15 protein-coding genes are annotated in these 14,890 nt (G+C 58.7%); 9 read left to right on the plus strand and 6 right to left on the minus strand.

Going from position 1 to position 14,890, the window contains the following annotated elements; genetic code table 11:
• Window positions 1-207 precede the first annotated feature (207 nt).
• The 5 genes from urtE to urtA all read right to left on the minus strand — a co-directional run bounded on the left by urtE (window position 208) and on the right by urtA (window position 6,203).
• The gene (gene urtE / locus MED193_RS07625) at window positions 208-903 is read right to left on the minus strand and encodes an urea ABC transporter ATP-binding subunit UrtE (protein ID WP_009809109.1); all 696 of its coding nucleotides are present in this window, start codon (window positions 901-903) and stop codon (window positions 208-210) included.
• A 3-nt stretch (window positions 904-906) separates the two neighbouring features.
• The gene (urtD, locus tag MED193_RS07630) at window positions 907-1,647 is read right to left on the minus strand and encodes an urea ABC transporter ATP-binding protein UrtD (protein ID WP_009809110.1); all 741 of its coding nucleotides are present in this window, start codon (window positions 1,645-1,647) and stop codon (window positions 907-909) included.
• The gene (gene urtC, locus MED193_RS07635; protein ID WP_009809111.1) at window positions 1,644-2,876 is read right to left on the minus strand and encodes an urea ABC transporter permease subunit UrtC; all 1,233 of its coding nucleotides are present in this window, start codon (window positions 2,874-2,876) and stop codon (window positions 1,644-1,646) included. Before urtC ends, urtD begins: the two co-directional genes overlap by 4 nt.
• 3 nt (window positions 2,877-2,879) lie before the next feature.
• On the minus strand, window positions 2,880-4,838 hold the full coding sequence (gene urtB, locus MED193_RS07640; protein WP_254655437.1) for an urea ABC transporter permease subunit UrtB: 1,959 nt from the start codon (window positions 4,836-4,838) through the stop codon (window positions 2,880-2,882).
• A gap of 84 nt (window positions 4,839-4,922) precedes the next feature.
• The gene (gene urtA / locus MED193_RS07645) at window positions 4,923-6,203 is read right to left on the minus strand and encodes an urea ABC transporter substrate-binding protein (RefSeq protein WP_039966004.1); all 1,281 of its coding nucleotides are present in this window, start codon (window positions 6,201-6,203) and stop codon (window positions 4,923-4,925) included.
• A 618-nt stretch (window positions 6,204-6,821) separates the two neighbouring features.
• Between urtA and MED193_RS07650 the strand changes: the two genes are divergently transcribed.
• The 9 genes from MED193_RS07650 (at window position 6,822) to MED193_RS07685 (ending at window position 12,540) form a co-directional block, all read left to right on the plus strand.
• Window positions 6,822-7,481, plus strand: a complete 660-nt coding sequence (locus tag MED193_RS07650; RefSeq protein WP_254655438.1) for an urease accessory protein UreD — start codon at window positions 6,822-6,824, stop codon at window positions 7,479-7,481.
• Window position 7,482: 1 nt separating this feature from the next.
• A complete protein-coding gene (locus tag MED193_RS07655; RefSeq protein WP_009809115.1) occupies window positions 7,483-7,785 on the plus strand; it encodes an urease subunit gamma in 303 nt (100 codons plus the stop codon).
• A gap of 29 nt (window positions 7,786-7,814) precedes the next feature.
• A complete protein-coding gene (locus tag MED193_RS22905) occupies window positions 7,815-7,979 on the plus strand; it encodes a hypothetical protein (protein WP_009809116.1) in 165 nt (54 codons plus the stop codon).
• Entirely contained in the window at window positions 7,976-8,281 is a 306-nt protein-coding gene (locus tag MED193_RS07660; protein ID WP_009809117.1) for an urease subunit beta, read from the plus strand. The genes MED193_RS22905 and MED193_RS07660 overlap by 4 nt, the downstream gene beginning before the upstream one ends.
• A 77-nt stretch (window positions 8,282-8,358) precedes the next feature.
• Window positions 8,359-10,101 carry an urease subunit alpha gene (ureC, locus tag MED193_RS07665; RefSeq protein WP_009809118.1) on the plus strand — a complete coding sequence of 581 codons (1,743 nt, stop codon included), beginning with the start codon at window positions 8,359-8,361 and terminating at the stop codon, window positions 10,099-10,101.
• Between the two features lie 10 nt (window positions 10,102-10,111).
• Complete coding sequence (locus MED193_RS07670) at window positions 10,112-10,549, plus strand: urease accessory protein UreE (protein WP_009809119.1); 438 nt, start codon at window positions 10,112-10,114, stop codon at window positions 10,547-10,549.
• A complete protein-coding gene (locus tag MED193_RS07675; RefSeq protein ID WP_009809120.1) occupies window positions 10,533-11,198 on the plus strand; it encodes an urease accessory protein UreF in 666 nt (221 codons plus the stop codon). The genes MED193_RS07670 and MED193_RS07675 overlap by 17 nt, the downstream gene beginning before the upstream one ends.
• Window positions 11,195-11,818 (plus strand): urease accessory protein UreG, encoded by a 624-nt coding sequence (gene ureG / locus MED193_RS07680; protein ID WP_009809121.1) that lies wholly within the window; start codon window positions 11,195-11,197, stop codon window positions 11,816-11,818. Before MED193_RS07675 ends, ureG begins: the two co-directional genes overlap by 4 nt.
• A 101-nt stretch (window positions 11,819-11,919) precedes the next feature.
• On the plus strand, window positions 11,920-12,540 hold the full coding sequence (locus MED193_RS07685; RefSeq protein ID WP_009809122.1) for a glutathione S-transferase family protein: 621 nt from the start codon (window positions 11,920-11,922) through the stop codon (window positions 12,538-12,540).
• A 246-nt stretch (window positions 12,541-12,786) separates the two neighbouring features.
• On the opposite strand, the gene MED193_RS07690 is transcribed toward MED193_RS07685, so the two are convergent.
• Window positions 12,787-14,745, minus strand: coding sequence for a TonB-dependent receptor (locus MED193_RS07690; protein ID WP_254655439.1), 1,959 nt, complete (start codon window positions 14,743-14,745; stop codon window positions 12,787-12,789).
• Window positions 14,746-14,890: the final 145 nt, after the last annotated feature.

Below are 14,890 nucleotides of genomic sequence, written 5' to 3' on the forward strand. Positions count from 1 at the left end.
CACCTACCTAAGCCATGGCGTCGACCAGCGGCCAATGCCAATTTCAAATCACCCATGCAAATCGGGAATAGAGCGCATATCGCGCAGACCTCAGACACGACAACGCCCCGCAGAGTGACCCGCAAGGCGCTGTTTTAGTATATTTAAATGGCCCTTCGAAATCTCGCACCTGTCGGGGAGGTGATTTTCGAATAAGCTAATCTTTGATTAAACGGAAACCTTTGGCAGCACCTCTTCGCGGCTGGTGCTGGCCCTATCGCCGTCAAAGATCACCTCTCCACGACGCAAAACAACGATATGATCCGCCAGATCATAGGCAAAATCGAAATACTGCTCCACCAGCACAATCGCCATGTCGCCCCGTCCCCGCAACAGACGGATCACTTCACCGATCTGCTGGATCACATTGGGCTGAATGCCCTCAGTAGGCTCATCCAATAGCAAGAGTTTTGGCCGGGTGATCAGCGCCCGCGCAATCGCCAGCTGCTGCTGTTGCCCCCCCGACAGATCGCCCCCGCGCCGATCAATGAAATCCTTCAGGATCGGGAACAGGTCAAACACCTCATCCGGGATCTGGTGTTCCGATTTGGGCAGGCAGGAAAAACCGGTTTCCATGTTTTCGCGCACAGTGAGCTGCGGAAAGATCTCGCGCCCCTGTGGCACCACTGCGACGCCCTTTTGCGCCAGCCGATGTGCAGGCATAGGTGGCAGCTCTTCGCCATCCAGAACCATACGCCCGCCTGAGCGCTGATGCTGGCCGCAGATCGCCCGGATCAGGCTGGTTTTGCCCACCCCATTGGTGCCCATCACACAGGTCACCGCGCCCGCCTTCGCCTCCAGCGAGACTCCGTGCAATATTTGCGAATGACCATAGTGCAGGGTGAAGTCGTCGAGTGTCAGCATCTGTTAGCGCCCCAGATAAACGTCAATGACCTGGCTGTTGGTGGTCACGTGATCCAAAGAGCCCTCAGCCAGAACGGCCCCCTCGTGCAGCACGGTGACACGGCAATCCAACCGCCGCACAAACTCCATGTCATGTTCCACCACCACCACCGCGCGGGTTTTGGCCGCCTCGACTAAAATAGCGGTGGTATGCTCACGCTCAGCCGGGGTCATCCCCGCCGCGGGTTCATCCACCAAGAGCAGCCGTGGTTCCTGTGCCAGCAACATGCCGATCTCCAGCCATTGCTTCTGCCCATGGCTCAGCTCGCCGGATTTGCGCCCCAGGGAGTCCAGCAGGCCAATCTCACCCGCCAGTTCCTCGACCCGATCCAGATCAGCCCGGTTCGAGCGATAAAACATCACCGCAAAGGGGCTGCGATTGGACCGCAGCGCCATCAACAGGTTTTCCAGCACCGTTTGATCTTCAAACACCGTTGGTTTCTGGAACTTGCGCCCGACGCCTTCGCGGGCAATGCGCGCTTCGCTCATTCCCAAAAGCGAGACATTGCGCTCGCCCCAGGTCACCCGCCCCTCATCCGGCTTCGTCTTGCCGGTGACGATATCCATGAAGGTGGTTTTTCCCGCCCCGTTGGGTCCAATAATGGCGCGCATCTCGGCCGGGCCAATGGCAAAGCTGAGGTTATTGATCGCCTTGAACCCGTCAAAGCTGACTGAAACGCCGGAGACTTCTAGCAGCATACTCATTTGCTGGCCTCCTTCTCGCGTAGGGCCCCTGCCCCCGGTCCCAGATCGGCACCATGGCGGTCGGGCTGGCGCCGCTCGCTCCACAGATCAACAAGGCCGCCAATGCCGCGGGGCGCAAACAGCGTCACCAGAACAAAGCTGAGCCCCAGCACAATCAGCCACCAATCGACCCATTTCAATGTGTAAAAGCCCAGGTCCAGGTCCGGGGCTTGCCCGCCGGTAAACCAGGACGACACCAGGCTGACAAACACGGCACCTATAACCGCGCCGTACAGCCGCCCGCGGCCACCAATGGCGACCCAGACCGCCAGATAGATCGAAGCCACCGGCGCGATCTCAGCCGGGTTGATGATCCCCGCCTGCGGGTAATAAAGCGCGCCGGCGATACCTGCGATGATGGCTGTGACAGTGAAAATGAACAGCTTGTAGCCCTCGACCGAGTAGCCAAGAAAGCGCACGCGCGCCTCGTTGTCGCGAATGCCGCGCAACACCGAGCCAAACTTGCCCGAGACAATCCAGGCGGCAAACAGATAGCCCAGCGCCAGAGCCGCCGCCGAGGCCCAGAAAAACCAGATCGACATGGTGGCCTGTGGCACATGATCTAGCCCTGGCAGGTTCTGCAGGCCTGACAGCCCGTTGTTGCCGCGCAAGCCGCTGTCGTTTTGAAACAGATAGAGCGCCAGCCCCAGGGTCATCGCCTGGGTTAGAATTGACAGGTAAACACCTGTGACACGCGAACGGAAGGCCAGCCAGCCAAAAACCAGCGCCAAGATCCCCGGCACCGCCACCACCAACACCAGCTGCAACACCAGACTATCCGCAAACATCCAGATCAGGGGGAACTCTCTGGATCCCACCACGCCAAAGATCTGATTGCCAATGGCATCGACGATCTCGCTCTCGGTGGCGGGGATGGGTGCTTCAGCCAGGGATGAGACCACAATGGCCTGGGTGCGGGCATACATCAGCCACATGCCGATCATATAGCCGCCAAGGCCAAAGAAGGCGAAATGCCCCAACGAAAGGATCCCCGTGTAGCCCCAGACCAGATCCATCGCCACGGCGATCAAGGCCAGACAGAGCGTCTTGCCCAGGGTTTTGACAAAGCTGGTGGAGATTACTCCGGCGCCAGCGCCCTCGGCCAGCAGGGTCACGCCCAGCACAAACAGCGCCAGAACCGCCAGAAAAATCAGGACCGAGGGGTTCCGTTTGAGAAAAGTGTCGGACATCGCTTAGTCTCCCGCCGCCCGGCCTTTGAGAGCGATGATCCCTCTTGGGCGAAATTGAATGAAGACGATGATGAAAAGGATCATATAGGTCTGCGCCGCGAGGGTGTTTGATGGGTTCAGCCACTCGACGCCCTTTTGGAAGAAGCCAATCATGGTCGCCCCCGCCAGGGTGCCCCAGATATTGCCAACGCCGCCAACAACCACGGTCATGAAGCTTTGCACGATATAATCAGAACCCAGTTCCGATGTGACCTTAGCGAACAGCCCGATGGCGACCCCTGCGATGCCAGCGATGCCGGACCCCAGCCCAAAGGTGAGCATATTCACCCGCTCCGGGTTGATCCCCATGGATCCGGCCATAGCACGGTTCTGCGTTACGGCACGGGTCTCCAGCCCCAGCCGGGTACGGCGCATAATGAACAGGAAGACACCCAGAAAAATCAGTGCCAGCATAAAGATGGCGATGCGAATATAGCTGATCGAGACCACGTCGTTGATGATCCAGGCGCCATCCAGCCAGCCCGGCGCGGTCAAGGGACGGGCCTGGGTGCCAAAGATATTCTTGGCCAGTTGTTGCAGCGCAATCGAGATACCAAAGGTGGCCAGCAGGGTCTCCAGCGGCCGATTGTACAGCCAGCGAATGACCAACCGCTCCATTGCCACGCCTGCGGCGAAGGTCACGGCAAAGGCCAGCGGCACCGCCACCAGGATTGAAACAGTGTGGTTCGGGATCACCTGCTGCACCACATAGCCAGTATAGGCGCCCATCATGATAAACTCACCATGGGCCATATTAATCACCCCCATGACGCCAAAGGTGATGGCCAGACCAATGGCAGCCAGAAAGTAGATCGAGGCGAGCGAAAGCGCATCCAATGTCAAATCCACCGTCTGGCCAATGGCCACCTGGGTGTCAATGGATGTGAGGGCCGCCTCAGCTGCGGTAGTAATCGCCTGCGATGGCTCTTGATAGACCTCGGCAAAGATATGGTCATTCAAGCTTTGGGTGACTTCGGCCTCGGTGATTTGCGCCGGAGCCCTTTCCGCTGCAACCAGGGCCGCATAGGCGCGCGCACGAGCCTCATCAGTGTTCAATTGCGCGATCGGCACACCGCCGACCTTACCGCCCTCAATATGACCGGCCAGCGTGGTGCGAATTTCATCCTTTGAGATCAGAGGCGGAGCGAGTTTGGCCCCGACCAGAAGGCCGTAGGCGGCATCGCGGGACAGCGCATCATCGCCGGGCATCACCTCGCGAGCGATGTTCAGCGCCTCTGGCACAGCCCCGCCAAAGGCCTGCAACTGGGTCGCCACCAGCGGATTAAGCGTGGCACGCACATCCAATCCCAGATCGCCGGACATGGCGTTGATGGTCTCGACGCGGCGCGCCTCATCCGCGTCATGGGCAATGGTCAATAGCTGCGCAATGCGTGTTTTGCGCGCCTTAATTCCTGCGTCAGGTTCAGTCTCAATCGAGGCTCGCAAAGGGGCCAAAAGCGCCGCAGCAGGGGCGCGTTCGATCGCCAGCAGGGCCTCATGGCGTCGCGCAGGATCCGGGTCCGACAGTTGAAACTGCACCAGCGCCGTGGCGATCATAGCGCGGATGCCGCTGTTGGGTTTGATCTGTTTCAGATCGGATTTGGGGAATTCACCAATCACCGCGCCACTGTCAAAATCAAACAGGCGGTAACTTTTGCTTTCCAGCTTCTCGCCGCGAAAGAACAGGCCATCCGATTTGCGCATCCACAGCGCCTTGGCCTGCCAGGCCTGCAGCACCGCCTGCGCCTGGGGCAGCTCGCTACCCGCGATCGCAGCAATCGCCGGGGCAATGGTCTTGCGGGAACTCTTCAGGATGACAGCGCTCTGCTCTTGCAGCAGGCTCTGCATTGGTGCTGGGTCATCCACAGCTGTCTGTGCAGAGGCCTGCTGCGCCAGGGCAGCAAGACTTGTAAGAAGGACCATGAGGCCCGCCAATAGGGAAATTCGCATGGGATATGGTGCCTTCAATGTCCCGCAGAGCCGAGGGGCCCTGCGGGACTGTTACGATCAGTAGTTTGAGTTCAGCTGAACGCAGGATTTGGTTTCGGTGTTATACATACCGCAACCGATGTCTTTCCAATCGGACATAAGGACAGCGCTGGCTGGCAGGAAGTCGGTCCAGGCGTCGCCGGGAACTTCGGTCGTCTGGCTGATAATGTCAAACTGGCCGTCTTCCTGGATTTCGCCAATCAGCACTGGCTTGGCCAGATGGTGGTTTGGCAGCATCACGGCAGTCCCGCCTGTCAGGTTAGGGAATTCCTGACCATACATGGCAGTCCGCACCGCATCCACATCCGCAGTTTTGGCCGCTTCAACTGCGTTCACCCACATGTTGAAGCCAATGTAGTGGGCCTCCATGGGATCATTGGTCACGCGCTCATCGCCCATGGTTGTTTTCCAGGCGTCAATAAAGGCGGTGTTGGCGTCGCTCTCGGCCGACTGAAAGTAGTTCCAAGCCGCCAGGTGACCCACCAGGTTGGATGTATCCAGACCGGACAGTTCTTCTTCACCTACCGAGAAGGCCACAACAGGGATATCATCGGCAGAGATGCCCGCAGCGGCCAGTTCTTTGTAGAACCCGATGTTGGCATCGCCATTGATTGTGGAAATCACGCCGACCTTTTTGCCGTCCGCGGCCAGGGCCACGACATCGGCCACGATCTTAGACCAGTCAGAATGACCAAAGGGCGTGTAGTTCACAAAGATATCTTCACCCGCGATGCCCTTGGACTGCAGGTAGCTTTCCAGAATATTGTTGGTGGTGCGGGGGTAGACATAGTCGGTGCCCAGCAACGCAAACTTCTCAACGCCCAGTTCTTCGAGGAAATAATCCGTCGCCGGGATTGCCTGCTGGTTGGGCGCGGCACCGGTATAGAATACGTTTTTAGAGCTTTCTTCGCCCTCATATTGCACGGGGTAGAACAGCAGACCGTTCAACTCTTCGATCACAGGCAGCACAGATTTGCGGCTTACGCTGGTCCAGTTGCCAAAGATCACGTCGACATCGTGCACGGTCAGCAATTCGCGGGCTTTTTCCGCAAACAGAGGCCAGTCAGAGGCCGGGTCGACAACAACCGCTTCCAGCTCACAGCCCATGACGCCACCGGCAGCGTTTTGCTGGTCGATCAGCATCAGCATGGTGTCTTTCAGCGTGGTCTCAGAAATCGCCATGGTCCCGGACAGGGAATGCAAAACGCCGACCTTGATGGAACAGTCTTCGGCAGAGGCCGCAGTGCTCAACGCGGCAACGGCAGCCGTGGCGGCCAGTGTGGATTTAAGATTGATCATGTTTATCTCCCGGCGGAGGGGGTCGGGGGTGCTTGCGTCAACGCGCATCTTTCCGTACCCAGTCCCCGCAACCTTTGTTGCACCCGTGTGGCGGCCATTCAGAGCTGCAATTCGTCTGGTCGTCACACACCCTTTGGAAATCATCCTCTCCCATCAGGCCCCTATAGTGGTTCTGCATTGCAGCAAACCGCGCAACAAACCTTGCCGCGTTTTCGTCGCTGATGCTGCAACTTGCCCAAAAGTTACGCAGTCCCGCCCGTTGCACGCCAAAAAATAGGCAAAGATGTTTTCAAAACCTGAATTTAGCGAGTTTTTGTGGAGCTCTCAGGCTGGTTTGCCGAAAAAAGTGGCAACGAAATTGCGGCCTACCTCGGACGTTGGTCGCTCTTGGATAAGGATCCGGCCATTACCCTGACCGCCAACATATCGCAGCAAAAGGCACTTTCTGTCTTGCCCTTGCGGCCCGCCGCGAAGGCTCCTGTGCAGCCCCGCGCGGTGGGGACAGTTAAGCTCTCGGTCAAACAGACCCCCCGAGGCACAGCACTGCAGGGACTGCGTCAGTCCGGCTCTTATAGATGCCTGTTTCCGCGGCCCAAGTCGGGCGCGTTGGAGGCGGTTTTGATCAATACGGCCGGTGGCATTACTGGTGGCGATGACATGCAAATCGCAGCACAGGTTGGCAAGGGGGCGAACCTCACGCTCACCAGTCAGACGGCAGAGCGCGCCTACCGGGCCCAACCGGGCGAGGTGGGCAAATTGCAGACAAAGCTGACCGTAGCAGCGGCAGGGCATGTGAACTGGCTGCCGCAAGAAACCATATTGTTTCAAAGCTGTGCCCTGCGGCGCAGGCTGGAAGTCGATCTGGCGCCAGAGGCCAGCGCCTTGGTGGTCGAACCGCTTGTCTTTGGCCGCAAAGCCATGGGCGAAGTGGTCACACAGGGGCTGTTTCAGGATCAGATCTTGCTGCGCCGCGATGGGCAGGTCCTGTACCGCGACGCCATGCGCTTTGACGGTGATATGCAGGCCCAGCTCGACCGCCCCCATGTGGCGGCAGGGGCCCGCGCGCTTGTCTCATTGATCTATATCGCCCCGGATGCGCCGGGACAGCTGGCACAACTGCGCGCCATGCTGCCCGATCAGGCCGGGGCCTCATTGATCGGCGAGGACCTGTTGGTGCTGCGCATTTTGGCCACAGACGCCCATGATCTGCGCCGCAGCCTGCTGCCTATTCTCAACCGCTTAACCCGCGACACCCTTCCCCGATGCTGGATGATCTGACATGAACCTCACGCCCCGAGAAAAAGACAAATTGCTGATTGCCATGGCCGCCGAGGTCGCCCGCCGCCGTCTGGCGCGGGGCGTCAAGCTGAACCACCCCGAGGCCATTGCCCTGATCACTGACGCCGTGGTCGAAGGTGCCCGCGATGGGCGCTCGGTCGCGGATATGATGGAAGCCGGGGCCGAAGTCGTCAGCCGCGACCAATGCATGGAAGGCATCGCAGAGATGATCCATGACGTCCAGGTCGAAGCCACCTTTCCGGACGGCACCAAACTGGTGACCGTCCACAACCCGATCCGCTAAACGCTTCTCCTCTGTAAAGGAATTCACCGATGAAGAACCTGTCTCTCGGCCTCGTTGCAAGCCTTGCCGCCTCTCCTGCCCTGGCCCATGGGTCTACAGATATTCATACCCACCCTGAAGAGATGGTCGGGCTGGCAGCCCTTGTCGCCCTGGTGGTCGTGGGCGGTTACCTGGCCTGGAAGAAGCGCACATGATCCCCGGAGAGCTGCTGCCCGCTGCTGGCGCACTGACCCTGAATGCCGGGGCCGCGCAGATCACTCTGATGGTGGCCAATACCGGGGATCGCCCGGTCCAGGTCGGCTCCCACTACCATTTTGCCGAAGCCAACCCAGCGCTGGAGTTCACCCGCGCGGCAGCCCATGGCTACCGCCTGGACATTGCCGCCGGTACTGCCGTGCGGTTTGAGCCCGGGCAACGCCGCGAAGTGAATTTGGTGCCGATTTCAGGCAACCGCCATGTCTATGGTTTCAATCAAAAGGTCATGGGGGCGCTCTGAGGCTCCCTTGATGTCGCTGGGTCACGCCGCCGTGCCGATGACCTGATACGAATATGCTACGCAGAGGTTTCGCGATCATGCCCACCCAGATTTCACGCGCCGATTACGCCGCCATGTTTGGCCCTACCACCGGTGACAGGCTGCGCCTGGCCGATACTGATCTGATCATCGAGGTCGAGCGCGACCTGACCGCCGAGCGCGCGGCTGGATCGGCCAATGCGCCACTCTATGGAGAAGAGGTCAAGTTTGGCGGCGGCAAAGTGATCCGCGATGGCATGGGTCAATCACAGGCGACACGGGCCGCAGGTGCGGTGGATACGGTGATCACCAATGCGCTGATTGTCGACCACTCTGGCATTTACAAGGCCGACGTGGGCCTGCGCGATGGGCGCATTGCCAAGATCGGCAAAGCAGGCAATCCAGATACTCAGCCCGGCGTTGATGTGATCGTTGGCCCCGGCACCGAGGTGATAGCAGGCGAGGGCCGCATCCTGACGGCGGGGGGCTTTGACAGCCATATCCATTTCATCTGCCCGCAACAAATCGAAGATGCGCTGCATTCTGGCCTCACCACCATGCTGGGCGGAGGCACCGGGCCGGCCCATGGGACATTGGCCACCACCTGCACCCCCGGTGCCTGGCACCTTGGCCGCATGTTGCAATCGGCAGACGCCTTTCCCATGAACCTTGCCTTTGCCGGCAAGGGCAACGCCTCGCTGCCCGCCGCCCTGGAGGAACAGGTTCTGGCGGGCGCCTGCGCGCTGAAACTGCACGAGGACTGGGGCTCCACGCCCGCGGCGATTGACTGCTGCCTCTCGGTGGCAGACGCCATGGATGTTCAGGTGATGATCCACACGGATACCTTGAACGAGAGTGGTTTTGTCGAACACACGGTCGGTACCATCAAGGGCCGTACGATCCATGCGTTTCACACCGAAGGCGCAGGTGGCGGCCACGCACCGGATATCATCAAGATCTGCGGCGAAGACCATGTCCTCCCCTCATCGACCAATCCCACCCGCCCCTTTACCGTGAACACCCTAGAAGAGCATCTGGACATGTTGATGGTCTGCCATCACCTGGACAAATCCATCCCAGAGGATGTCGCCTTTGCCGAAAGCCGCATCCGCCGCGAGACAATTGCCGCCGAAGATATCCTGCATGACATGGGCGCCTTCAGCATCATCGCCTCTGATAGCCAGGCCATGGGGCGCGTCGGCGAGGTCCTAATCCGCACCTGGCAAACCGCCGATAAGATGAAGAAACAACGTGGTCGCCTGGCGGAGGAAACCGGCGACAACGACAACTACCGGGTGCGCCGTTACATTGCAAAGTACACCATCAACCCCGCCATCGCCCATGGCTTGAGCCATGAAATCGGCAGTCTGGCCGAGGGCAAGCGCGCCGATCTGGTACTTTGGGATCCGGCCTTCTTTGGTGTCAAACCGGAAATGGTCCTGCTGGGCGGCTCTATCGTGATGGCTCAGATGGGAGACCCCAATGCTTCGATCCCGACGCCTCAGCCAGTCTACTCGCGCCCGATGTTTGGAGCCTTTGGCCGTTCGGTTGAAAACTCCGCTGTGACCTTTGTCTCCGAAGCGGCGCAGCAGGCTGGGATCGGCGATAAACTGGGTCTGGCGAAACAGACGCTGGCGGTGAAAAACACCCGCAACATCGGCAAAAAGGATCTGCTCCTGAATGACGCCACCCCGGTGATGGAAGTGAACCCTGAAACCTATGAGGTGCGCGCCGATGGTGAGCTGCTGACCTGCCAGCCCGCCGAGGTCCTGCCCATGGCACAACGTTATTTTATGTTCTGAGGAGCCGAAGATGGAGCTACCAACTGCCCGCGAAGTGATCCACAGCCACCATGGCGACGATGAGGTCACTCTCACCTATGATGCGCGTTTCCTGCGGCGCAAAGTGCTGACCACCAGTGGAGGAACGCAGTTCCTGGTGGATCTGGCGCAGACCTCCTCTGTGGGGCAAGGCGATGCCTTCAAGCTGTCAGATGGCCGACTGATTGATGTGATCCCCGCCAGCGAGACCCTCTTGGAGGTGACAGGCGATCTGCCCCGGCTCGCCTGGCATATCGGAAATCGCCACACCCCCTGCCAGGTGGAACAGGACCGCCTGTTGATCCAGGCGGACCATGTCCTGCGTGATATGTTGCAAAAACTTGGTGCAACTCTGCGGGAGGTAGAGGCCCCCTTTACACCGGAAGGCGGGGCCTATGGCCACGGACGCACCCATGGCCACAGCCATTAGCACAGCCACAAACAACCAGATCCTGACGTTAAGCCAATGGCTGACCCCCAGCTATCCGGTTGGCGCCTTTGCCTATAGCCACGGGCTGGAAGCCGCAGCAGATCAAGGCTGGGTCACCCACGGCCCCAGTCTGGAGGACTGGCTCGGCGAGGTCTTGGAGCTTGGCGCAGGACGTTCGGATGCACTCTTTCTGGCAGCGGCCTGGCACGCACAGACTGCGCAAGAGCTGGAAGAGGTCGACGCCAACGCCCGCGCCTTTGCAGCCAGCAAGGAACGGCTGTTTGAAACGAGCCAGCAAGGTCAAAGCTTTGGCCTGGTTACCGAAACGATCTGGGGGGGCAGGCTCACCGGCCTGACCTACCCAGTGGCATTGGGAGCGGCTGCAGCCGCGCAAAACCTGCCACTGGATCTGACACAGGTGATGTATCTTCAGGCCTTTGTCTCCAACCTGATCGCAGCAGGCCAGCGCTTGCTGCCGGTGGGCCAGACTGAAGGGCAACAGATCCTGCAGCGCCTCAGCGCCCGTCTGCCCAAGATCGCCGCCGAGACAGCTTCTGGCGATCTCACCCGGCTTTCCGCCACCGCCTTTCTGGCAGATATCGCCGCAATGAAACACGAAACACAACGCTCAAGGATTTTTCGCACATGAGTAGCCCCAATGGCCCCCTTCGTATTGGCATCGGCGGCCCGGTCGGTGCCGGCAAGACGACACTGACTGCTGCCCTGGCAGAAACCCTGCGGGACAAACATTCCATCGGTGTCATCACCAATGACATCTACACCCAGGAAGACGCCGAGGCCCTCGTGCGCATGCAGGTCTTGCCCTCAGAACGGATCATAGGGGTTGAAACCGGCGGCTGCCCCCATACGGCGATCCGCGAAGATGCCTCAATCAATCTGGCAGCGGTTGCGGAAATGGTTGACCGGCACCCTGAGGTCGAAATCGTTCTGATCGAGAGCGGCGGGGACAACCTATCAGCCACCTTCAGTCCTGAGCTGGCTGACCTGACCATCTATGTGATCGATGTGGCGGCGGGCGAAGAAATCCCCCGCAAGGGCGGCCCAGCCGTGACACGTTCGGATATTTTGGTGATCAATAAAACCGACCTCGCTCCCCATGTAGGAGCAAGCCTGGACGTGATGGCGCAGGATGCCGCGCGTATGCGCAAGGGCCTGCCAACCTATTTCACCAACCTCAAAGCCCGCGTCGGAGTGGCAGAGGTCTGGGCCGAAATCCGCCAGATTGGCGGCCTGCCCTCGACGGGCTGAAGATACCACCTTCTCCGTGACCCAACGTGACTCTGGCGCTTCGCAGCAAAGGGCGACACCCTCTGTGCGAAGACAGGGAAAGACCGGGTCAGGAGGCCTCAATGTATACCGTACATCACCTCAACAATTCTCGCTCACAGCGCATCCTCTGGCTGATGGAGGAGCTGGGCCTGCCCTATGAAATAGTTCACCATCAACGCGATGCGGTGACAAATTTGGCGCCTCCCTCCCTGATCGCCAAACACCCATTGGGAAAATCCCCGATGATCGAGGTGGACGGGCGCGTGATCACAGAAAGTGGGGCAATTGTTGAATATCTCTGCGCCAACCATGGGCCGCATCTGCTGCCAGCCCGCGACACCGATGCCTATATCAGCCATCTGGAACTGATGCATTTTGCCGAAGGCTCTGCCATGACGCCCATCCTGTTGCAGCTCTATGTTGGCAAACTGGGCGAGGCAGGCGCGCCGCTGGCGCCGCGCATCACCCAGCAACTGCAGAGCCATTTTGCCTATATGGAGCAGATACTGCGGCCCTCTGGCCATTTTGTGCTGGATGATCTGTCTGCAGCAGACATCATGCTGAGCTTCCCGGCTGAAATCGCAATGCGGCAGGGCCAGGCAAAGAGCCTGCCAAAACTGGCAGATTTTGTGGCCAGTATTCAGTCCCGCCCAGCCTATAAGTGGGCCCTGGAAAAAGGCGGCGACTACGCCTTTGCGTAAACCTCAGCCTCCAATCCGCCTGTCAGGCGCATCACAGCTCACAGCTCACAGCTCACAGCTCACAGCTCACAGGAAGGCTCAGATAAATATCGTGAGAAGGGCAAGAGAAAGGCCAGAGAAGGACTGACCCCGGGCCTTTGAAACTCTGCGCCTTCACCAGAGCCAGCCCCCAACGATTGTTTTAGAATTAAAAAGACGGCCCCAACACATGTTGGGGCCGCTGCGTTCTCACTTAGGAGCTCTGGATCAGAAGGCCAGTGTCGCATAAAGCGCAAAGCTGCGCCCCGGCTCGCTGAACGGGAGGACTCTGCTGTTGTCGCTGCCCTGAGTCGCCCGCGAGACATAGTAGCTGTCAAACAGGTTGTTGATCTCTGCACGCACCGTAAGCCCCTCAACCTTTGAAGGTTTATACTCTGCAAAGAGATTGACCACCTCATAGGCTGGAAGCCTGCTCGCCGCGAGATCAAGCGACAGGGCAGCTTCGGCGGTGCCCCCAACTTTCCAGTCTGTCGCCACATCAAAGGCCCCCTGCAGCGCCAGGATATGACCAACCGGTTGCGCAGAATAATAGTTGGTGGTGCTCGATGTTTGACCATCTTCGGTGACATCCGCATAGGTATAGGTTCCGCGCAGATACCCCGTTGCAAAGCTATAGCCTAGCGATGCATCAATCCCCTCGCTGACAATATTGCTGGCCTGCGCCTGATCGGCGCTGTTACGGGCGCGCACATTTTCTGCATCCGTGCGGAACAGCGCAAAATGGGCGTCCCAGTTGCCTGTATTGACCGTCACCCCGATCCGCATATTCTCAGTCTCTTGCGCCCGCATGCCTTGGTAATTCACCCAAGGGAAACTGTAGTTGATGATCCCAGTCTCCCCCAGTTCATAGCCGCCCCAAACCTGAGAATAGGCGGCCTCCAGCGTCACCGCATTGCTGACAGCGTAGCTACCCGCGACATTGTAGGAAATACCTTCATCAGAGATCTTGGTGCCATCCCAGCCCGTGAAACTCTGATAATCCGCCCGCAGTCCATAAGACATTGAAAAGACATCACTGAACTCTGATCGCATTTGGGCAAAGATCCCAAGATTGCGGGTTTTCTCGGTATAGGGGCCAAAGGAGCCGCTCAGTGTGAGCGGATCAGTATAGGTCCCCGCAATCGCACCGCCGGTTCCTTCTTGGTTAAAGAAATCGATACCCGCTGTCAGGCTGTGTTTGCCAAAGAGGAATTCATTCTGGACCTTGCCGTTCCAGGTCTCCACTTCACCGCCCCAGAGCGCTCTGGTGTAGCTCGGGTCGCTCGGGTTCCCCTGATTGAGGAAGCTGGACGAAAAGCCAAGGTGAAATTCAGGGGAAAAGCCCCCCGCAGCATTTTCATTCTTCAGGGACAGGGCGTAGTTGCTCTGCTTTACTTCAGTATCAAACAGCGGGAAGACGGCGCCCGTCAGATCACCAAAATTTGGCCGTGCCTGGCGCCAGCCATCATCGCGGCTTTCGGAACCCGAAAACTCCAGGCGGTAGCCATTGTCCCATTGATAGGCAATTTTTCCCAGGAAAGAGGTCAGGTCCGCAGCAGAACCACGGTAGGTAGTCCCAGAGCCATCTTTGTAGTTATCCCCTGTCGCCCGATCACCATAGACCAAATATTCAAAGCCTCCCTGACGACCAAACAGAGCAAGGTTGCTACGAAAGGTCTTGCTGTTGCTGTCAAAGGACATGCCAGCCAGTCCGCCAAAGTTGTCCCCTACCTCAAGCAGGTCTGCGGCGTCTTTGGTTTCATAGGAAATGGAGCCGGCATTGGCCCGTGGCCCATCGTCGGCCGCGACAACCCCTGGCTTAACAGTGGCGGCCTTGAACAGTGCCGGATTGAACATACCCGTTGTAGCATGGTGGAAAACACCGTCAGACTGCAAGGTGCCGTCAACAGTGACGTTCATCATCGAACTGTCCAGACCATTGACATAGGTCTTGTTTCCGGTGGGAATTACCGAACTCATGACCGAGGATTCACCCGCAAAGAGCCTGCTCATTTCTTTTGGCGCAAGGTCCTCCAGGGCCTCACCAGACACAGAGAGCGTGCCGTGCTGCGCTTCGGTTTCACCACTGACATTGATGGGATCAAGAAGGATTTCTTCGGCAGATGCCAACCCTGGCACAAGTGCCATGCTCATCAACAATAATACGGATAGTTTTTTAGCGGCCATTTTCGCCTCCTAAAGGGTGGGGTCAATGGCTACATCCGTGCGGGGTTGGCTACGATAGGCTGCTAAGGTAGCGGCTCTGGATCTTCAAGGTGAAGCTGTTCTTTCTTTGGGAAGAAAATGAAAAAATGCCACACTACAGCGCCCT

It is taken from the genome of Roseobacter sp. MED193 (assembly GCF_000152965.1).
GTDB lineage: Bacteria > Pseudomonadota > Alphaproteobacteria > Rhodobacterales > Rhodobacteraceae > Pseudophaeobacter.

Bases quoted from the DNA above. Each gene is read 5' to 3' on its own strand.
- MED193_RS07655 (WP_009809115.1), top strand. From the start codon at position 7,483: ATGAACCTCACGCCCCGAGAAAAAGACAAATTGCTGATTGCCATGGCC.
- MED193_RS07675 (WP_009809120.1), top strand. From the start codon at position 10,533: ATGGCCACAGCCATTAGCACAGCCACAAACAACCAGATCCTGACGTTA.
- MED193_RS07670 (WP_009809119.1), top strand. From the start codon at position 10,112: ATGGAGCTACCAACTGCCCGCGAAGTGATCCACAGCCACCATGGCGAC.
- ureC (WP_009809118.1), top strand. From the start codon at position 8,359: ATGCCCACCCAGATTTCACGCGCCGATTACGCCGCCATGTTTGGCCCT.
- MED193_RS07685 (WP_009809122.1), top strand. From the start codon at position 11,920: ATGTATACCGTACATCACCTCAACAATTCTCGCTCACAGCGCATCCTC.
- MED193_RS22905 (WP_009809116.1), top strand. From the start codon at position 7,815: ATGAAGAACCTGTCTCTCGGCCTCGTTGCAAGCCTTGCCGCCTCTCCT.
- urtA (WP_039966004.1), bottom strand. From the start codon at position 6,203: ATGATCAATCTTAAATCCACACTGGCCGCCACGGCTGCCGTTGCCGCG.
- ureG (WP_009809121.1), top strand. From the start codon at position 11,195: ATGAGTAGCCCCAATGGCCCCCTTCGTATTGGCATCGGCGGCCCGGTC.
- MED193_RS07690 (WP_254655439.1), bottom strand. From the start codon at position 14,745: ATGGCCGCTAAAAAACTATCCGTATTATTGTTGATGAGCATGGCACTT.
- MED193_RS07660 (WP_009809117.1), top strand. From the start codon at position 7,976: ATGATCCCCGGAGAGCTGCTGCCCGCTGCTGGCGCACTGACCCTGAAT.
- urtB (WP_254655437.1), bottom strand. From the start codon at position 4,838: ATGGTCCTTCTTACAAGTCTTGCTGCCCTGGCGCAGCAGGCCTCTGCA.
- urtC (WP_009809111.1), bottom strand. From the start codon at position 2,876: ATGTCCGACACTTTTCTCAAACGGAACCCCTCGGTCCTGATTTTTCTG.
- urtE (WP_009809109.1), bottom strand. From the start codon at position 903: ATGCTGACACTCGACGACTTCACCCTGCACTATGGTCATTCGCAAATA.
- urtD (WP_009809110.1), bottom strand. From the start codon at position 1,647: ATGAGTATGCTGCTAGAAGTCTCCGGCGTTTCAGTCAGCTTTGACGGG.